Genomic DNA, 18168 nt, shown 5'->3' on the forward strand with positions numbered 1-18168 from the left:
TCCGGCGCTCCTTCGCCATCGATAAGGAGTTGCCATGGCACTTGGAGTACCCGATCCCAGGCTCGAGGAGGCCGTCCTCGGCGAGGAGGAAAACCTCCACCCCTATGCCGAGCCTCTGCCCGAGGGGGCCGGCTTTTTCCGCCGCCTGGCCCGCTTCGTCAAGAGCGACCATCCCTACGTGCTGCTCGGCACGAGCGCCGTGGCCGCCTTCTCGCTTGCCTGCACTGCCACCTTGCCGCTCGGGGCGGCCGGGCGCGTGCTCACCGTTGCGTGCCTTGCCTGGCTCGCGTTCTCGGCCGTGGCGCTCGTGGCCAAGGCGGTCCTGCGCGGCGCCTACCGCAGCCGGTGCCCGCTGGCCCGCGTCACGCTGAGAAAGCCCTTGCGCTATCTCAGCTACCTTGTGTGGGCCTGCGCCATAGCGCTGTTCTGCCTGGGACCCGTGGCCCACTTCGTGGCCCTCTGCCAGGGCGCCATCGCCAGCCCCACCAACCCTTCTGGCTTTCTCGAGAGTGCCGTCTACATGCTCTACAACGGTCGCCAGCTCTTTGTCACCGGCGTGACCACCACCATTGAGCTGGCCCTTTTCGGCACGGTCATCGCTTTCTTCCTGGCGCTGCTCCTCGTGTTCCTGCGCATCCAGACGCCCGACCGCGGCGAGAACGACGCCGTGCGCTTCTTCAAGGCCGTGGGTGCAGGTTTCGCCCGTCTCTACTCCACCGTGGTGCGCGGTACGCCCATGATGGTGCAGGGTGCCATCGTCTACTTCGCCGGCCTCGCGGTGTTTCGCGGCATGGGCTGGGAGACGGCCCACATCAACGCGGTGTGGTCTCCGTTCTGGGCCGGCCTCGTCACCATCAGCCTCAACTCCACGGCCTACATGATGGAGGTGCTGCGCGGTGGCATCGAGGCCGTCGACCCCGGCCAGCTCGAGGCGGCGCGCTCTTTGGGCCTCTCCCAGTGGCAGGCCATGCGCCGCGTCGTTTTCCCCCAGGGCGTGAAGAACTCCATCCCGGCCCTGTCCAACGAGCTCATCGTCAACATCAAGGACTCCTCGGTCCTCTCCATCATCGGCGTGTTCGACCTGATGTTTGCCACCACGAGCGTCATCGGCATCTACTACAAGGGCCTCGAGGCCTACTGCATCGCGGCCGTGGTCTACCTGATTCTCACCATGGTGTTCTCCAAGGTCCTCACCATGCTCGCCGCCCGCCTCGACGTGGAGGCCCCGGGTCCCGTGGGCTCCACCACCGATCCCGCCGCCGCGCCCGCCCGCGCGCGCCAGTCCTAAGGAGGGGCGACCATGACCGCAGCCGACACCCCCAACGCCGCCCAGGCCCCGCTCATCTCGGTCCAGGGCCTGCGCAAGTCCTTCGGCTCCCACGAGGTGCTCAAGGGCATCGATCTCGACGTGGCCCCGGGAGAGGTGCTCACCATCATCGGCGCCTCGGGGTCGGGCAAGTCCACGCTCCTTCGCTGCCTCAACCTTCTCGAGACCCCCGATGCCGGCCACGTGTGGTTCGGCGGCCAGGACCTCATGGCCCCCGAGACCAACGTCAACGCCCTGCGCGCCGACATCGGCATGGTGTTCCAGGGGTTCAACCTCTTCAACAACCTCGACGTGCTCGACAACTGCACCCTGGCCCCGGTGACCCTGGGCAAGCTCAAGAAGGAGGAGGCCGAGAGGGTGGCCCTCGACCACCTGGCCTCCGTGGGCCTGGCGGACTTCGCCCACGCCGACTCCAAGCGCCTCTCCGGCGGTCAGAAGCAGCGCGTGGCCATCGCCCGCGCCCTCTGCATGAACCCGCAGATCATGCTCTTCGACGAGCCTACGAGCGCCCTCGACCCCGAGATCGTGGGCGAGGTGCTCGAGGTCATGCGCAAGCTGGCCGAGGGCGGCATGACCATGGTGGTGGTCACCCACGAGATGGCCTTCGCCAAGAACGTGAGCGATCGCGTGGTCTTTATGGACCAAGGCGTCATCGCCGAGCAGGGGGCGCCTGAGAAGATCTTCGGCGATCCCGAGCAGCCCCGCACCCGCGAGTTTTTGGCCCGCTACCTCGACGACTAGCCAGGCGTCGCGTGTCGTGACAATGGGGACGGTGACATCTTTCACTTATCCTATTTGAACCTATATGTAATCGGCAGGCGCCCCCACCCCTCCGGAAGGGGTGGGGGCGCCTGCCGTCGTTCTCCTGCCACCGGCCACGGATGGGTTGGTAAGTCTGCTGTGCAGGCGACCGGGAGCGGCCTAACTCATCGTTGTCGCGGTTCAAGGCGATGTGGTCGAATCTGCTTGTTTGTGGCCAAGAACAAAGTGTGCGGCAATCGAATGACAATGGATAAACGATGCGCCGTTTACCACTTTATAGATACCGTTCAGCATAAGTGTGCAATCTGCTAATGAATCTAATCAAGACGTTTGATTGAATGACGGTATCGACAAAAGAAAGGAGTTAAAATGAGTTCAATTGACTTGACAAGGCGCGGGCTGTTCGGCCTGGCGAGTGTATGTGCGGTTGCGTCACTGGCACCAAAGATGGCCCATGCGGCTCCATCAAACGCGTCTTCAACGGATACCTGCAAAGCTATTGTGCTCGATGACTCCACCGGTGATTTGGCAGAAGCACTGGTTTCTCAAGAGCGTGTAACTGTTAGCTTGAATGGTGCGCCATATATTGAGAGCTCAATTGGATTCGATGGGAGTGGGCGGGCTATTCGCAGGATTCCTGCTGGATATCAATATAATAGTACAATGTATCTTGGCAATATTATGCCCTGGGCTAGCTTCGCCGCAACTTTGATAGGACTCGGGATTGGTTCGGGGAAAGTACGAGAAGTATACAATGCAATTGTTAATCTCGTAGGTAACACTGCATCTGTTTACTGTGCTATCGGTATCTACGTCAACAGCAATGCTGGTATGAGTTACTGGGTTGTCCAATTCTACAATGATACAAATTATAGGTCAATGATATATTGGTTTGGATACGGTCCGTTCTCAGGATCGCGGCCGGCTTAACGCTATGGATTGGCGGAGACTTGTTAATTGGGTGCAGATTCGTCTCGAGCGTTCCAACCCAGTGCCCCCGCACCTGAATGTTCTACGCACCGTATGGGGCGCCGTTCTTGTTGCGGTAACGGTGATAATGATATCTGGTTTTATATGGTATCCCCTTGTGCGCTCTGGTGCGGGAGACCTTGTGGCGGATCGTGTCTTCTCGGTGGTTTGCGAGGCACTCTTCTGGGTCTATGTGGGTACGTTGGCGGCTCGCCCTCTTTTCAGGCGTTTTTCTTAGAGGCGGCACGGGGTGCGTCTCCCGTGCCGCCTCTCATCCTTCCAAGGTGCCATGATATTAGGCGGCAACTGCGATAAAGAGGGCGGCGACATTTGTCATTTCACCAAGTCGGCCGATGATGACGAGAGGATGACGAGAGGGGAAGGGCTGCTCGGCAACGCCGCGCACCAAGGCCGCACAGTAGGCCCCTCTCGACGCAAAGGCCCCTTGTCGTGCGATTGGCCGCTCGCTAAGGCCCGCCTGTTCCTCGAAAACCGTTCGCCAAGTCCTCCTCGACGCAAAGGGGGCTTGGCGAACGCACAGCAAGGCCCCCTTGCAGCACGATGCCTTTACTGTGCGTCCGTGCTGTGCGGGCGGCGCCCTGCGGCCTCCGGGGCGCCCGGTCCGTCAGTCGCTTCGGGCGGGGTGGCGGCGTTGCTGCACAGTCGGGGCCGTGTGACAGCAAAAGAACCCGACCAAAGTGACACCCACTGTGCGGCCGGCGCCGCATGACAGCCGCCGCCCCGCCGGCCGTCGGCGGGTCGCGGTGGACGCCGGTTCGGCCCCGGGGCCGGGTAGGCGTATGCTGGTGGGCGACTGCACCTTTGAATGAGCCTCGAGGACAGGGGAGAGGGCCATGGCCACGCGGATCATCACGTCCCGCCACGTCTTCGACGGGCTGGGGGACCGCACGCGCCCCGCCGCCGTGGTGGTGGACGGCGACCGCATCGTGGCCGTGGTGGACCCGGACCACGCCCATCTCTACCAAGACTCTTCCACGCAGGTGGAAGACTGGGGCGACGCCTTCGTCTGCGCCGGCCTCCACGACGCCCACCAGCACGTGTTCCACTCGGCACTTTTCCCCTCGGCCCTCGCCATGGAGTACTGCGGCACCTCCGAGGCCGATTGCGCCGCCCGCATGTACGACTTTGCCAAGGACCGCCCCTGGGGCACCTGGGCCCTCTCCCACGGCTGGCGCGACATGCTCTGGGACCCGCCCATCGCCCCCACGCGCCTCTCGCTCGACGCCTACTTCCCCACGACGCCCGCGGCCATGTACTCCGGCGACTCCCACACCCTCTGGCTCAACACCTGTGCCATGCGCGAGCTGGGCATCGACGAGGACACCGAGCTCCCGGCCGGCGGCTCCTTCGACCGCGACGGGGACGGCCGCCTCACCGGCGTGTTCCGCGAGGGTGCCGGCATGTACTACGTGGCCCGGGTGCTGGAGTCGCTGCCCAGGGAGCAGCTCCGCCAGGTGTTTCGCGACTGGCTCCACGAGCTCAACCGCCGCGGCGTCACCTCGGTGTGCGACATGGGCCTCTCGGCCATCCCCGGCTGCGACGCCGTGCTCGACGACGTGTGGTCGGACCTCGACGCCGCCGGCGAGCTCACCGTGCGCGGGCACCTGTTCCCCACGCTGCCCCTCGACGGCGACCTCTCCCGCATCGAGCGCCTGCAGTCCGAGCTCACTGGCCCCATGCTACGCGCCCCAGGCGTCAAGCAGTTCTTCGACGGGGTGAGCAGCGCCCACACGGCGTGGCTGCTGGAGCCCTACGCCAACCCGCGCTTCCCCGGCGACTGCGGCCACCCGGCCATCCCCGCCGAGCAGATGCGCTCCATCGTGCTCAAGGCCGCCGAGGCCGGCATCGCCGTGCGCATCCACACCATCGGCGACGCCGCCGTGCACGAGGGCGTCTCCATCTTCGAGGAGGCGAAGGGGCGCTTCGGTGCGCCTGCCCAGGGGCGCAACTGCCTCGAGCACATCGAGAACCTCGAGCGGGCCGACGTGGCACGCATGCGCGACGCCGCCGTCGTGGCGTCCGTGCAGCCCCAGCACATCGTCATCGACGTCACGCAGCCGGCCCGCGACCTCGGCGAGGGGCGCGCCTCCTTCATGTGGCCGTTCCGCACCTACCTGGACAGCGGCGTGCCCATGGCCTTTGGCACCGACGCCCCCTGCGTGCCCTGCGACCCCGCCGCCATCGTCCACGACGCCGTGACACGCCGGGACGCCTCGGGGGACCCCGCGGGCGGCTGGCTGCCCGAGCAGCGCGTGAGCGCGGCCGAGGCCGTGCGCGCCCTCACCCTCGGCGGCGCCGTGGCCGTGGGTCGCGAGCGCGAGCTGGGCACCCTGGAGCCGGGCAGGCTCGCCGACCTCGTCGTCATCGACCGCAACCCCCTCTCCGAGAACCCCGACGCCCTCCATGGCGCCCATGTCCTCGCCACCTACGTGGGAGGCCGCAAGGTCTTCGACGGGGTTTGAAGGGACCTGCCGGCCCTGGCCCCCGTCAGGCCGGTCTACGGCTGATGTTCCGGTTGCGGCATGGTTTGAGGAATACCGCTTGCGGGAATCTTAAAAAGACTGTGCAGGGTAATCCACGGTCCCACCGGACCCGTATCCTGTGACGGTACGTTGCATCGTCCGTGCTCACAGTGAGGAGATGTGTATGCATTGCAACCGTTGCGGCCACGATAACGGCGAGGACGCCCGATTCTGCAGCAGCTGCGGCAGCCCCCTCGACGTCCCCGAGGAGGTCGTGGCCGGGGAGACCGTGGCCGAGGAGGCCGTCGGGGCGGCCCCCGTCGACCCCGAGGAGCTCGAGGGCGAGGCCGCGGTGGCCGCGGAAGCCCTCGCCGCCGCCGATGCCGGGGACGCGCCCGGTGAGCCCGCGGCCGCGCCTGACGAGACCGTCGTCGTGGAGGCCGACGAGACGACCGTCGTGGCCGAGGAGGCTGCCGCCGGGGAGGCCGACACCGTCCCCGAGAGGCAGCCGCTGCCCGACGCCCCGGGCGCCCCGGTCCCGCCCGACGAGCTGCATCCCACCGCCGGCCCCGCCCCCGAGGCCCGGCGCCAGACGCCGCCCCCGCCGGCCCAGCCGCCCGCGGGCGCCCCGTCGGCCGGCCCCGTGCCCCCGTCGCAGCCGCCCGTGCCCCCGATGGCCGCCCAGCGCGGGATTCTCGGCCAGGCGTGGCACGACCTCACCGGCTCCCAGGGCTGGTTCGGCCGCGTGGCCGCCCTCGTCCTCATGAACCTCGTGCCGGTGCTCGGCTGGTACGTCTCCGGCTACATGCTCCAGTGGGGTGCGTCTGCCGGTGACGGCTCCGAGGGCCTGCCGCGCCGCAGCTTCAGCCGCTCCACCGTCTGGCTGGGCTTCCTCTACGCGGTCCTGGGCGTCATCGGCGCCGTCGCCACCGCCAGCCTGTTCTACGTGGGCGCCGTGCCGGTCCTCGGCCCCATCTTCCTGTTCTGCTGGGCGGTGCTGGTCTCCGTCTACACCACGGTGGCAGGCGTCCGCATGGCCGCCAGGGGCAGCTTCGGCGCCGCGTTCGACCTCTCGGACATCCTCGAGGCCTTCAAGCGCGACCCCTGGGGCGCCATCGTCGCCGTCTTCGTGCCCGGCCTCGCCGCCGGCGCCGTCATCGTCGTGGTCGCCATGCTCGTGCTGACGGGCGCCGCGGGCTCCATGTACGCCAGCAGGTACTACCTGTACTCCGGCTCGTACTACGGCTACGGTCTCGACCCGCTGTCGACGGTGGCCACCATGCTCGGCATCCTCGGGCCCGCCGTCGTGATCGTGGTCCTGGCCGCCGCCTTCGCGGGCACGTTCGCGCAGCTGTGGTCCGTGCGCGCCGTGGGCGTGTGGATCGACCATAACGCGCCCCAGTGGAAGCGCGCCCCCCGCGAGGGGAGCGGCGTCGGGTTCCGCCCCGAGTAGGGCCGGCGCACAGCACGGGCTCCGGGAGGGGCCGCGCGATGGGGATGACCCGCCGCGCGGCCCCGCCTTCCGTCCGGGGCGCCGGGCCCGGCCTGCGACGGTCGGAGGGCCCGGCCAAAGGGGTGGCGGCCCGGCTGCCTACTCGGCCGCCTGCTCGGTTCCGACCCGGCTGTCCACCCACTCCCACAGGACCTCGTCCATGGGGGCCATGAGCACGGGCACCGGGCCGTCGCCGCCCTCGCGGTCGGCGCGCTCCATGGCGGCGAGCAGGGCGTCCTCGGCCGAGAAGCCGTCGACCACCGGGAAATCCGGGCGCGAGAAGGCGCCTATGAGGCCGTCGAGCACCGCCCGTGCCTCCGGGGCGCCCGAGCCCTCCACAAGGGCGCGCACGACGGCCGGCTCGTGGCGGGCGAGCTCCCCGTCCAGGATCGTGGTCGCCCGGGGCGGGAGGTCCGCGGCCGTCTCGACGACGTCGACGACGATGCGGCGAGGGGTGACGGGGGCGTCTTCAGCCACGGAGGTCCTCTTTCTGAGAAACGGTAACCAATTGCCCTTCCCATTGTATAACTGGGATGTAGTTGAAATCCTTGGCGCAGGAACCACCTTGCGCCGCGAGTGACGCCACAGCGTTCTCACCTGCAGGGACATTTTCTCTCCCTACGAATAATCCTCAGTTTTTGTACTCCCAGCACAATCGGTGCGCCTTCCCGGGGCCCGGCCGCCCGGCGGCTCCGGCGGGGGGCGGGGCCCGGTCGCGCTACCATGGACCCACGAACCGCCGAGAGGAGCCCCCATGAACCACGGCCTTGTCACCGTCGCCGCCGCGACCCCCGCCGTCCACGTCGCCGACGTCGCCTTCAACGTCGTGGCCTGCGTGGAGGAGACCCGCGCGGCCGTGGTCCACGGAGCCTCCGTGGTGGTGCTCCCGGAGTGCTGCCTCACGGCCTACACCTGCGGCGACCTCTTCCTGCAGGACGCCCTGCTCGACGCCGCCGAGGAGGGCCTGGCCGGGTTCCTGGACCGCACGGCCGACCTTCCCTGCCTCGTGTTCGTGGGCCTGCCCCTCCGCCAGAACGGCAAGCTCCACAACGTCGCCGCCGCCTGCTGCGCGGGCGAGCTCCTCGGCGTCGTGCCCAAGCTCAACATCCCCACCTACAACGAGTTCTACGAGGGCCGCCACTTCGTCGCGGGGCCCGAGGCCTGCGTCGACGCCGAGGTCTGCGGCCGTACCGTGCCCTTTGGCGCGCACCAGCTGTTCTGCTGCCCCGGCATGCCCGCCCTCAAGGTGGGCGTAGAGGTCTGCGAGGACCTCTGGGTGGCCTGCCCGCCCTCCGTGGGCCTCGCACGGGCCGGCGCCACGGTGGTCTGCAACCTCTCGGCTTCCAACGCCCTCGTGGGCAAGGCCGACTACCGTCGCTCCCTCGTCTCGGGCCAGAGCGCCCGGCTCCTCTGCGCCTACGCCTACGCGAGCTCCGGCTGGGGCGAGTCCACCCAGGACGTGGTCTTCTCGGGCCACGACCTCGTGGCCGAGAACGGCCGCATCCTCTCGGAGGGCCGCCCCTTCGGCGACGGCCGGGCCCTGGCCCAAGTGGACGTCGCCTTCCTCGCCGAGGAACGCCGGCGCATCTCCACCTGGACGTCCGCCCCGTCGCCCGCGGCAGCCGGCTACCGGGAGGTGCGCCTGCCCGACGCCTTCGCCGGGGCCGTGGCCGCCCCGGCGCCCGTGACCCGCCACGTGGACCCGCACCCCTTCGTGCCCGACGACCCCGCGACCCGTTCGGGGCGCTGCGAGGACATCCTCGACATCCAGGCCCACGGCCTCGCTCAGCGTATGGCCCACACCCGCTCCGCCACGGCGGTGGTGGGCGTCTCCGGCGGCCTGGACTCCACGCTCGCCCTGCTCGTGTGCGCCCGGGCCTTCGACCTCGTGGGGCTCGACCGCGCCGGCATCGTGGCCGTCACCATGCCGGGCTTCGGCACCACCGACCGCACCCACGGCAACGCCCGCGCCATGGCCGACGCCCTGGGCTGCACCCTGCTCGAGGTGCCCATCGCCAGCGCGGTGCGGCAGCATTTCTCCGACATCGGCCACGACGAGGCCGTCCGCGACGTCACCTACGAGAACTCCCAGGCCCGAGAGCGCACCCAGATCCTCATGGACCTCGCCAACCAGCGCGGCGGCCTGGTGATCGGCACCGGCGACCTCTCGGAGCTCGCCCTCGGCTGGGCCACCTACAACGGCGACCACATGTCCATGTACGGCGTGAACGCCGGCGTGCCCAAGACGCTCGTGCGCCACCTCGTGGCCCACGTGGCCCGCACCTGCGGGGACGCGGTCCTCTCCGCCGTGCTCGACGATGTGCTCGACACCCCGGTCTCCCCGGAGCTCCTGCCTGCCGGGGAGGACGGCACCATCGCTCAGCGCACCGAGGACCTCGTGGGCCCCTGCGAGCTCCACGACTTCTTTCTCTACGCGGTGCTCCGCCAGGCCTTCCCGCCGGCCAAGGTGTTCGCCCTGGCCTGCCGGGCGTTCGTGGACCAGGAGCTCGAGGCCGGCCGCGAGCCCGCCTTCGACCGCGCCACGGTCCTCCGCTGGCTGCAGACGTTCTACCACCGCTTCTTCTCCCAGCAGTTCAAGCGCAGCTGCCTGCCGGACGGCCCCAAGGTGGGCACCGTGGCCGTGTCGCCCCGCGGCGACCTCCGCATGCCCAGCGACGCCTCGGCGGCTCTGTGGGTGACCCAGGCCGAGGCCCTCGAGGCCTGAGGCCGCGACTCTTCCGTGCACGATCGGTGACGGCCCCCATGGCCGCGCCGCCGCAGGTTAACGGACACCACGCACCGGGTACAGCGACCTAGAGCCTGACCCGGCGCCGCCTTACGTGATGGCTGCGTTGGTGGATAATCTAAGTCTGCGTGATGAAGATTTCCTCATGGACCTTGCCCTAGGTCCATGGGCTGGCTAGGATACTTCGTGTCAGAACACACCCCGCACTCAGGCGGGGGCGCCGAGAAGGCGCATGCAGAAGGAGGAACCGCTATGAATCTCAAGCCGCTGGGTGACCGCGTCCTCGTGAAGCCCGCCCCCAAGGAGGAGAAGACCTCCACCGGTCTCTACATCTCCTCGGGCGCCCAGGAGAAGCCCCAGAAGGGCGAGGTCGTCGCCGTGGGCGAGGGCCGTCGCGACGATTCCGGCAACCGCATCCCGGTCGACGTCAAGGTGGGCGACCAGGTCTTCTACGGCAAGTTCGGTGGCAACGAGATCAAGGTCGACGGCGAGGAGTACCTGCTCCTCCGCGGAGACGACATCTACGCCATCATCGAGGGCTAACCCCTCCCATCACGCACCATCTGCACCCAAACCCTCACAGGAGGTACGCATACCATGGCTAAGAACATCAAGTTCGGCACCGACGCCCGCGCCAAGCTCGCCGCCGGCGTGAACACCCTGGCCGACGCCGTGACCACCACCATGGGCCCCAAGGGCCGCTACGTGGCCCTTCAGCGCCCCTACGGCGCCCCCACCATCACCAACGACGGCGTCTCCGTTGCCAAGGAGATCGAGCTCAAGGACCCCGTGGAGAACATGGGCGCCCAGCTGGTGAAGGAGGTCGCCACCAAGACCAACGATACCGTGGGTGACGGCACCACCACCGCCACGCTGCTGGCCCAGGTCATCGTCAACGAGGGCCTCCGCAACGTCGCCGCCGGCGCCAACCCCCTGGCCATCCGCCGCGGCATCGACCACGCCGTGGACGCCGTCGTGGACGAGATGAAGAAGGCCGCCACGCCCGTCTCCACCAAGGCGCAGATCGCCTCCGTGGGCACCATCTCCGCCGCCGACCCCCAGATCGGCGAGAAGATCGCCGACGCCATGGAGGTCGTGGGCAAGGACGGCGTCATCACCGTCGAGGAGTCCCAGACCTTCGGCATCGAGATCGAGACCGTGGAGGGCATGCAGTTCGACAAGGGCTACATCTCCCCGTACTTCGCCACGGACAACGAGACCATGGTCTGCGAGATGAAGAACCCCTACATCCTCATGACCGACCAGAAGGTCTCCAACATCCAGGACATCCTGCCGGTGCTCGAGGCCGTGCAGAAGAGTGGCTCCGCCCTGCTCATCGTCGCCGAGGACGTCGACGGCGAGGCCCTGGCCACCCTCATCCTCAACAAGCTCCGCGGCACCCTCAACGTCTGCGCCGTCAAGGCCCCGGGCTACGGCGACCGTCGCAAGCGCATGCTCGAGGACATCGCCGTCGTGACCGGCGGTCAGGTGGCCATGGAGGAGCTCGGCATCAAGCTCGCCGACACCACCGCCGAGATGCTCGGCCGCGCCAAGAGCGTCAAGGTCACCAAGGACAACACCACCATCGTGGGCGGCGAGGGCGACAAGGGCGCCATCGACGACCGCATCGCCCAGATCAAGGGCGAGATCGAGCACACCGACTCCGACTTCGACGTCGAGAAGCTCAAGGAGCGCCTGGCCAAGCTCGCCGGCGGCGTGGCCGTCCTGAAGGTGGGCGCCGCCACCGAGGTGGAGCTCAAGGAGATCAAGCACCGTATCGAGGACGCCCTCCAGGCCACCCGTGCGGCCGTGGAGGAGGGCATCGTCGCTGGCGGCGGCGTGGCGTTCCTCGACGCCTCCGAGTCGCTCGCCAACGTCGAGACCTCCGACATGGACGAGAAGATCGGCGTGGACATCGTCGCCAAGGCCCTGGCCGCTCCCGTGAAGACCATCGCCGACAACGCCGGCTTCGAGGGTGCCGTCGTGGTGGAGAAGGTCCGCGGCATGGAGAAGGGCCACGGCCTCGACTCCGCCAGCGGCGAGTACGGCGACATGATCGAGATGGGCGTGCTCGACCCCGTCAAGGTTGCCCGCGTGACCCTGCAGAACGCCGCTTCCGTGGCCGGCCTGTTCCTTATCACCGAGGCCACCGTCACCGATGAGCCCAAGGACACCACCATCGAGGAGGCCATCTCCGCGGCCGCTGCCCAGGGCGGCCAGGGCGGCATGTACTAAGCCGTACGGCTCTCCGAAAAAGCGCCTGACAGGAGGGCGGCTCGTCTCAGCGGCGGGCCGCCCTTCTCTGTGGGGGCCGGTGTGCGGAGGAGGTCCGGCCGCGCTATGCTCTGACGTAGGCCCGCACCGTCACCGGAGGTCCCATGGCACCCACGCCCCGCATCCGCCTCGCCACGCCGCAAGACGCCGTGAGGGCCCTCTGCGTCTACGCCCCCTACGTGCGGAGGACCGCTGTCTCCTTCGAGTACGACGTGCCTACCGTAGCGGAGTTTTCCGAGCGTATCCGGGCCATCCTCGAGCGGGGGTACCCTTTTGTGGTGGCCGAGGAGGGCTCCGCCGTGGTGGGCTACGCCTCGCTCCGCCCGTTCGTGGGCCGCGAGGCCTACCGTCATAACGCCGAGACCACCATCTACCTCCACATGGGTGCCCGCGGGCGGGGAGTGGGCCGCGCGCTCTACCGTGCCTTGGAGGGCGAGGCCCGGGCCCGCGACATCCTCGCCCTCGAGGCCTGCATCGGGGTGCCGCGGGAGCCCGACGACCCCTATCTCACCGACGCCTCGGTGCGGTTCCACAGGGCCATGGGCTATCGCGAGGTGGGCCGTTTCGAGGCCTGCGGCCGCAAGTTCGACCGCTGGTACGACATGGTGTGGATGGAGAAGCGCCTGGCCGAGCCGTTCTAGGAGGGGGTCGGGGCCGACCCGCACCACCGTGGCGCCCTTCTCGGCCCAAAACGGCAAAACGTCGCACCACGGTGGCGCGTTACGCCGGGGCGCCGGGGCCTGCGGCCGGAATCGCCTCAGAGAAAGAGCAGGTCGAAGTCTCCTACAGGAGAAGCAAGTAGAGTAGAGCGAATAGGACACTGATCACCGAGTCAAACGCCCGTCCTTGTTTTTTATAAATAAGTGAGCTTCCTAAATGGACGGCCACGACATTGAGGCCGCTCAAGAGAACTAAGGTGGTATGGTCAATGATGTGGAAGCAGTAGTACAGGATGCCGATCAGTACGCACACTGCTGCAATAGCAATGCCGCCCCACGATAGATGACCGTTGCTCCACCCGATTTCAAGTTTATTTGCAATGCCGTTCCACGTCATAAGCCCCTCCTGGAAAAGGGCGGGTTGAAACGCTGTCGCCAAGCCGTTACAACCCGCCCATATGAAGGCGTTTTACTTCAAGCAGGTATAAAGGGTGTAGGAAGTTGCCGCAAGTGCGTCCCAGCTGTTGCCTGTATACCAAGCGCGTCCCGCCTCGATCATCCAAGTATATGCACTGAACAGGCAGTCCTTTTCCTTTTGGGTCAGATTGACCGCCATGCTGGCGCCGACAGGACGATTATTTCCGTATCCATGGGAGACGCACCAGCCCTTCCCATAAACAGAGAAGCAGTTCCCACGTTCGCGCTGAGGGCTGGCTTCGCTAGAGATCGAGTCCATATGGTAGGTACGATAATTTGAGGTCTCGCTGGCGTATGCTGCGACGGGGGCAGTGGAGAGGGCGCATGCGACTGCGAGAAGGGCTAAGCTCTCCCCGTTGCCGGAAAGGTGCGAGAAAAGGCTCTCGTCACCCTCCAGTTCTATGTCGTTGATGTGAGCTACCTCGAGGTCATGACAGCTGTAACCGGTAGCTTCTTCCACAGAATCGGGGGATGTCGAGGATGAGGAGATTGCATGGGTGATATGTGTGATTGCAAGGGCGCAAAACGATATGGCTGCGATGGCAATGCAGATTTTCACCACTGGGCGTTTTCCGGGTAGGCTCATTTCCTGCTCCTTCCGCCATGTGAGACGAGTGTCGGGTAAAGGGTCGGGCCATAAAACCGTGAAAAACAAAACAATGGCCTCAAGTTGCAAAACAGCATTGTGGCCCGAGGGGGAGGTGCGATAGTCTTGGAATAGTTGAGGGGGTGCCATGCAGAGGATTCTCTATATCGAGGACGACGACTCCCTGCGGGGCGCCGTGAGGCTGGTGCTGGAGAATGCGGGCTACGAGGCGGTGACCCAACCTGATGGCACGCAGCTTCTCGAGGCGCTTTTCCGTGGGGAAGAAGTCGGCTGCCACCTTATCCTGCTCGACATGGGGCTCCCCAAGATGGACGGCACGGCGCTGCTCCTCCGCGTTCGAGAGCGGTCCTGCGTGCCGGTGCTGGCCCTGTCGGGCCAAGACGACGAGCTGTCCGTCATCGACGCCCTGACCCATGGCTGCGACGACTATCTGACCAAGCCCGTGCGCCCGGCGCTCCTCCTTGCCAAGGTGGCGGCCCTCCTGCGACGGGCGCGCTTTGAAGGCGAGGGCGACGGCGCAAAGAGGCCGAGGGTCCTCGAGCTGGGCAACGTGCGATGCGGGAAGGGGGAGTGTCGCATCGACGGCCTGCCCGTCGCCCTCACGCCGACGGAGCTGGAGCTGCTGCGCTACTACTTGGCGCGCCCCGACAAGACCGTCCCCCGCTCCCAGCTCCTGCTCGATGTGTGGGGCCTCCCCGACGGCGTCGAGAGCCGCACCGCGGACGAGATGACCAGGCGGTTGAGGCGCAAGCTCGAGCCGGCGGGGGCCTCGGTCTCCTTGAGGTCGGTCTGGGGTGTGGGATACCGCCTCGAAGGCCCCTGCGAAGAGACGTGAGGGCCCGATGGCGTCGTGGCGCGCAAGCCTTTCGGCAGGTTTGACCCGTTATCTGCTCGCCGGGGCGGCCTTGTGCTCGGCGTTGTACGTCGTGGGGCTTCTCGGTTTTGCGGGTGCCGCCCATGGGGCCCTCTCGGGCGATCCCGGGCCGTTCCTCGACACGGAGGTGCGGTCGGTGACCGTCGAGGAGGCGTCGCGGATGGGCCGGTCCGGTCGCGGGGACGCCGGCCCCTATCTGGCCGATTTTTTCGCCGAGGTCGCGGAGGCCGGTCTGCGGCCTGACGCCGGAGCTATAGGGCGGGGGACAGCCTCGTGTTCTACCGGGTGGTCCAAACGGGGGCCTCCGGCGTCGAGATCCGCTTCCTCGACTGCCACGAGGCGTTGCGGCTCCTTCGTGCCGTCAAGCTCGCGGCCGTCACGGTGCTGCTCGCATCCTTCGCCGCGTTTGCGGCCCTGGGCCGAAGGCTTGTAGGGGCTGTGGAGGGGAGGCAGGCCCTTTCCGACGAGATCGCGAGGCGCCTGCTCCATGACGTGAAAACGCCCCTTGCCGCGTTGCTGGCTTCGGGCGAGGGGGCCGCCCCGGGTGCGGCGACGTGCCCGGAGGGTGCGCTCGACGAGCTCGCCGAGGCGTTCGACCGCCTGCTTCTTCTGGGTGGCCCCTCCGGCGGCGATCCGTGTGCGACGGATGCCCGGGAGGTCGTCCTCGATGCGGCGCGCCTTGTGGACCGGGATGCGGAGGGGTCGGGCGGCCGCTTGGCGGTGGACGCTCCCGAGCCCGCCCGGGTCGTGTGCGACGGGCGGCGCGTCGCGGCCGTGCTCTGCTGTGTGGCCAAGGAGGCGCTGGCGGAGGCGGACGGATGCGCGCGGCTTTTCGCCCGTTCGGGCACGGCCGTGACGCTGGGGGTCTCGTGGGAGGTCGCAGCCGGGGTCCCGGGAAACGAGACGCTGGCACCCCTGCTCGAGCGCCTTCCTGCGGTGGAGGCGTGCGCGGTGGAGGCCGAGACGGCCGCCCGCCGTCGCCGGGTGTCGCTCGTCTACCCTCTCTCGCACGCCTGACCTGCGCCCGCTCCTGTCCCCGAAAGCGGATGGGGACGCCCTCGACCGCTTTCAGGCGCAGGGTCGGACGCATAAAATGAGGGTCGACAAGCCCGCGTTCCGAAGGAGCCCCCATGGCCTGCTCCCACCTGCACAACCAGCCCATCAACGACGAGTGCTTCGTCTGTGGATTCGACAACCCCGCCGGACTCGAGGCCCAGTTCGTGGAGCGCGACGACGCGCCCGGCCGCGTGGTGGGCCTCTTCACGCCCAAGCCGATCCACCAGAGCTACCCCGGCCGCCTCCACGGCGGCGTGGCGGCGGCCATGTGCGACGAGACCATCGGCCGCGCCTTCATCACCGACCACCCCGACCAGTGGGGCGTCACCATGGAGCTCAAGCTGCGCTACCGCAAACCCACGCCCATCGGCGAGTCCCTGGAGGTGGTGGGCGTCATCACCAAGGTGACCCGGCGCACCTTCGAGGGTACCTGCGAGCTGCGCCGGCAGGACGGCACCGTGTGCGTGACCGCCGAGGCCACCTACATGATCCTTCCCGTGGAGCGCATCGTCGGCGAGTGCTCCGACGAGGGGTCCTATGTGTGGGAGGACGACGGCCGCCCCGTGCCCGCCGGGGAGTGATCGTGGGCCACTTGTAACTCAGATTTCATTCAGAATATATTCACAGGGATGATTATGAGGAGCAGGTGGGGGGGAGGGGCCGTGGGCAAGCCTGCCGTGGGCGACGGGACGATCAGAGCCTTCTGTGAGACGGTCGCCCTGCTCCGGGAACGGCCCGGCCTCGCCTGGTCCATGGGTCCGTTGCCGGGTCCCGATGGCCGCACCTTCGGGGTCTGCGACCTCGACGGGTGCGTTGCCGTGAACGGCGGCTCGGGGCGGCAGGCCCACGGGCTCGCCTTCGTGGAGCACCTGCTGCGGTCCGAGGTCGAGCTCTCCCGTTGCGCCGACGGCTCGTGCTACCCGGTTCTCTTTGCCACGGAGGTCGAGGCCGGCCCCCACCGCCTGGCCTATGGCGAGCTCGTGGGCGCCGGGCGCATGGTGGCGGCCAACGGCCTGTGGTGCCCCGCCGCCCTGGACGCCGCCGTGGAGGCGGTCTTCTCGGGCGTCTCGGCCCTCACCGACAGCCTCGCCGCCTCCCGCTCCGGGGTGGTGCGGGTACGTCTGGACGACCGCGACTGCGTCATGGCCTTCGTGCCTATCGGGAACACCGACGGGTGGTCCATGGTGTCGGTGATCCCCGACGACGTCATCATGGAGCAGGGCAACGCCATCATCGGCACCTCGACGGTGGTGCTGTTCCTCGTGGTCCTCGTCGTGGGGGCGGCCGCCTTCTTCGGGCTTGCGGCCTTCCGGTTCACTCGCTCCATGAGGGCCCAGGGCGCCGAGACCCGGGCCCGCGAGGAGCTCTTCTCGGTGCTGGCCAGCGCCACCGACGAGGTCTTCCTCATGCTGAGCCGCGACCCCGTGCGGGTGGACTACGTGAGCCCCAACGTGGGCCGGATCCTGGGCGTGGGGCCCGACGAGGTGCGTGCCGACTGCGCCGTGCTCGAGCTCGAGGACGCCGAGGGGCCCGTGGACACGGCGTCGCTCGACGACGGCCGCACCGTGGTGCGCGAGGGCCTGCGCCACAACCGGGCCACCGGCGAGCCCCTCTGGTTCACCGACAGCCTCTACGACGTGGAGGTCGACGGCGGCCGTCGCTGCATGGCGGTGCTGTCCGACCGCACCCGGGAGCGCCGCAACGAGGAGGTGCTGCGGGAGGCCCTCTCCGTGGCCGAGGTGGCCAACGAGTCCAAGAGCACGTTCCTGTCCAACGTGAGCCACGACATCCGCACCCCCATGAACGCCATCGTGGGCCTGGCCACGCTCCTCCTCCGCGACGCCGGCGACCCCGACCTCGTGCGCGACCACACCCGCAAGATCCAGGCCTCCTCCCTGCACATGCTGGGCCTGCTCAACGACGTCCTCGACATGTCCAAGATCGAGAGCGGCAAGACCACCCTCAACCTCTCGGAGTTCGAGCTCTCGGAGCTGGCCGAGGACGTGGTTACCATCGCGAGGCCCCGGGCCCTCGCCAAGGGCCAGGACTTCCGGGTCGACGTCTCCGGGGTCCGCGACGGTCTCGTGGTGGGCGACAAGCTCCGCATCAACCAGGTTCTCATCAACATCATCACCAATGCCGTGAAGTACACCCCCGAGGGGGGGCACCGTCGAGTTCGACCTCGTCCAGACGCCGAGCCCCCGGGCCAACTTCGTCTCCCTGCGCTTCACCGTGAGGGACGACGGCATGGGCATGGCCCCCGAGCTCATGGAGACGATCTTCGACCCCTTCACCCGCGAGGAGAGCTCGGTGACCAACCGGGTCCAGGGGACGGGCCTGGGCCTTGCCATCGCCAAGAGCCTCGTGGAGCTCATGGGGGGGGCGCCATCTCGGTGGAGAGCGAGGTGGGCCGGGGGAGCGCCTTCGTGGTGGACCTGGAGC

15 protein-coding genes and 2 pseudogenes are annotated in these 18168 nt (G+C 67.8%); 14 read left to right on the forward strand and 3 right to left on the reverse strand.

The window, feature by feature from the left end:
* Nucleotides 1-34 precede the first annotated feature (34 nt).
* The 5 genes from OR600_RS01585 to OR600_RS01605 all read left to right on the forward strand — a co-directional run bounded on the left by OR600_RS01585 (nucleotide 35) and on the right by OR600_RS01605 (nucleotide 6994).
* Nucleotides 35-1288 (forward strand): amino acid ABC transporter permease, encoded by a 1254-nt coding sequence (locus OR600_RS01585; RefSeq protein ID WP_265590521.1) that lies wholly within the window; start codon nucleotides 35-37, stop codon nucleotides 1286-1288.
* A gap of 12 nt (nucleotides 1289-1300) precedes the next feature.
* Nucleotides 1301-2068 carry an amino acid ABC transporter ATP-binding protein gene (locus tag OR600_RS01590; protein ID WP_135978185.1) on the forward strand — a complete coding sequence of 256 codons (768 nt, stop codon included), beginning with the start codon at nucleotides 1301-1303 and terminating at the stop codon, nucleotides 2066-2068.
* 390 nt (nucleotides 2069-2458) lie between these two features.
* Entirely contained in the window at nucleotides 2459-3019 is a 561-nt protein-coding gene (locus tag OR600_RS01595) for an SPRY domain-containing protein (protein WP_265590522.1), read from the forward strand.
* An 893-nt stretch (nucleotides 3020-3912) separates the two neighbouring features.
* Complete coding sequence (locus tag OR600_RS01600) at nucleotides 3913-5541, forward strand: amidohydrolase (RefSeq protein WP_204406825.1); 1629 nt, start codon at nucleotides 3913-3915, stop codon at nucleotides 5539-5541.
* A gap of 184 nt (nucleotides 5542-5725) precedes the next feature.
* Nucleotides 5726-6994 (forward strand): zinc-ribbon domain-containing protein, encoded by a 1269-nt coding sequence (locus OR600_RS01605; protein WP_265590523.1) that lies wholly within the window; start codon nucleotides 5726-5728, stop codon nucleotides 6992-6994.
* Between the two features lie 138 nt (nucleotides 6995-7132).
* Here OR600_RS01605 and OR600_RS01610 read toward each other — a convergent pair whose 3' ends face one another.
* Nucleotides 7133-7510 (reverse strand): hypothetical protein, encoded by a 378-nt coding sequence (locus tag OR600_RS01610; RefSeq protein ID WP_251173473.1) that lies wholly within the window; start codon nucleotides 7508-7510, stop codon nucleotides 7133-7135.
* A gap of 277 nt (nucleotides 7511-7787) precedes the next feature.
* On the opposite strand from OR600_RS01610, the gene OR600_RS01615 reads away from it, so the two are divergent.
* The 4 genes from OR600_RS01615 to OR600_RS01630 all read left to right on the forward strand — a co-directional run bounded on the left by OR600_RS01615 (nucleotide 7788) and on the right by OR600_RS01630 (nucleotide 12694).
* A complete protein-coding gene (locus tag OR600_RS01615) occupies nucleotides 7788-9758 on the forward strand; it encodes an NAD(+) synthase (protein ID WP_265590524.1) in 1971 nt (656 codons plus the stop codon).
* Between the two features lie 273 nt (nucleotides 9759-10031).
* A complete protein-coding gene (locus tag OR600_RS01620; protein ID WP_135978179.1) occupies nucleotides 10032-10322 on the forward strand; it encodes a co-chaperone GroES in 291 nt (96 codons plus the stop codon).
* Nucleotides 10323-10376: 54 nt separating this feature from the next.
* Nucleotides 10377-12014 (forward strand): chaperonin GroEL, encoded by a 1638-nt coding sequence (groL, locus tag OR600_RS01625; protein ID WP_135978178.1) that lies wholly within the window; start codon nucleotides 10377-10379, stop codon nucleotides 12012-12014.
* A gap of 143 nt (nucleotides 12015-12157) precedes the next feature.
* Nucleotides 12158-12694 (forward strand): GNAT family N-acetyltransferase, encoded by a 537-nt coding sequence (locus OR600_RS01630; RefSeq protein WP_135978177.1) that lies wholly within the window; start codon nucleotides 12158-12160, stop codon nucleotides 12692-12694.
* A 142-nt stretch (nucleotides 12695-12836) separates the two neighbouring features.
* Here OR600_RS01630 and OR600_RS01635 read toward each other — a convergent pair whose 3' ends face one another.
* Both OR600_RS01635 and OR600_RS01640 read right to left on the reverse strand, forming a co-directional pair.
* Entirely contained in the window at nucleotides 12837-13109 is a 273-nt protein-coding gene (locus OR600_RS01635; protein ID WP_135978176.1) for a hypothetical protein, read from the reverse strand.
* Between the two features lie 72 nt (nucleotides 13110-13181).
* Nucleotides 13182-13775 (reverse strand): hypothetical protein, encoded by a 594-nt coding sequence (locus OR600_RS01640; protein WP_265590525.1) that lies wholly within the window; start codon nucleotides 13773-13775, stop codon nucleotides 13182-13184.
* Nucleotides 13776-13923: 148 nt separating this feature from the next.
* Between OR600_RS01640 and OR600_RS01645 the strand changes: the two genes are divergently transcribed.
* From OR600_RS01645 to OR600_RS10005, 5 genes and pseudogenes are all read left to right on the forward strand, one after another.
* On the forward strand, nucleotides 13924-14631 hold the full coding sequence (locus OR600_RS01645; protein ID WP_265590527.1) for a response regulator transcription factor: 708 nt from the start codon (nucleotides 13924-13926) through the stop codon (nucleotides 14629-14631).
* A 312-nt stretch (nucleotides 14632-14943) separates the two neighbouring features.
* On the forward strand, nucleotides 14944-15687 hold the full coding sequence (locus OR600_RS01650) for a HAMP domain-containing histidine kinase (protein ID WP_135978173.1): 744 nt from the start codon (nucleotides 14944-14946) through the stop codon (nucleotides 15685-15687).
* 113 nt (nucleotides 15688-15800) lie between these two features.
* Nucleotides 15801-16307, forward strand: coding sequence for a PaaI family thioesterase (locus OR600_RS01655; RefSeq protein WP_265590528.1), 507 nt, complete (start codon nucleotides 15801-15803; stop codon nucleotides 16305-16307).
* Between the two features lie 1083 nt (nucleotides 16308-17390).
* Nucleotides 17391-17666, forward strand: a pseudogene (locus OR600_RS09945) (sensor histidine kinase); the annotation flags it as partial.
* 328 nt (nucleotides 17667-17994) lie between these two features.
* A pseudogene (locus OR600_RS10005) lies at nucleotides 17995-18051 on the forward strand (hypothetical protein); the annotation flags it as partial.
* Between the last annotated feature and the right edge of the window lie 117 nt (nucleotides 18052-18168).

The organism is Granulimonas faecalis (assembly GCF_022834715.1).
Lineage (GTDB): Bacteria > Actinomycetota > Coriobacteriia > Coriobacteriales > Atopobiaceae > Granulimonas > Granulimonas faecalis.

Bases quoted from the DNA above. Each gene is read 5' to 3' on its own strand.
- OR600_RS01620 (WP_135978179.1), top strand. From the start codon at position 10,032: ATGAATCTCAAGCCGCTGGGTGACCGCGTCCTCGTGAAGCCCGCCCCC.
- OR600_RS01635 (WP_135978176.1), bottom strand. From the start codon at position 13,109: ATGACGTGGAACGGCATTGCAAATAAACTTGAAATCGGGTGGAGCAAC.
- OR600_RS01595 (WP_265590522.1), top strand. From the start codon at position 2,459: ATGAGTTCAATTGACTTGACAAGGCGCGGGCTGTTCGGCCTGGCGAGT.
- OR600_RS01655 (WP_265590528.1), top strand. From the start codon at position 15,801: ATGGCCTGCTCCCACCTGCACAACCAGCCCATCAACGACGAGTGCTTC.
- OR600_RS01645 (WP_265590527.1), top strand. From the start codon at position 13,924: ATGCAGAGGATTCTCTATATCGAGGACGACGACTCCCTGCGGGGCGCC.
- OR600_RS01615 (WP_265590524.1), top strand. From the start codon at position 7,788: ATGAACCACGGCCTTGTCACCGTCGCCGCCGCGACCCCCGCCGTCCAC.
- OR600_RS01600 (WP_204406825.1), top strand. From the start codon at position 3,913: ATGGCCACGCGGATCATCACGTCCCGCCACGTCTTCGACGGGCTGGGG.
- OR600_RS01605 (WP_265590523.1), top strand. From the start codon at position 5,726: ATGCATTGCAACCGTTGCGGCCACGATAACGGCGAGGACGCCCGATTC.
- OR600_RS01640 (WP_265590525.1), bottom strand. From the start codon at position 13,775: ATGAGCCTACCCGGAAAACGCCCAGTGGTGAAAATCTGCATTGCCATC.
- OR600_RS01585 (WP_265590521.1), top strand. From the start codon at position 35: ATGGCACTTGGAGTACCCGATCCCAGGCTCGAGGAGGCCGTCCTCGGC.
- groL (WP_135978178.1), top strand. From the start codon at position 10,377: ATGGCTAAGAACATCAAGTTCGGCACCGACGCCCGCGCCAAGCTCGCC.
- OR600_RS01630 (WP_135978177.1), top strand. From the start codon at position 12,158: ATGGCACCCACGCCCCGCATCCGCCTCGCCACGCCGCAAGACGCCGTG.
- OR600_RS01590 (WP_135978185.1), top strand. From the start codon at position 1,301: ATGACCGCAGCCGACACCCCCAACGCCGCCCAGGCCCCGCTCATCTCG.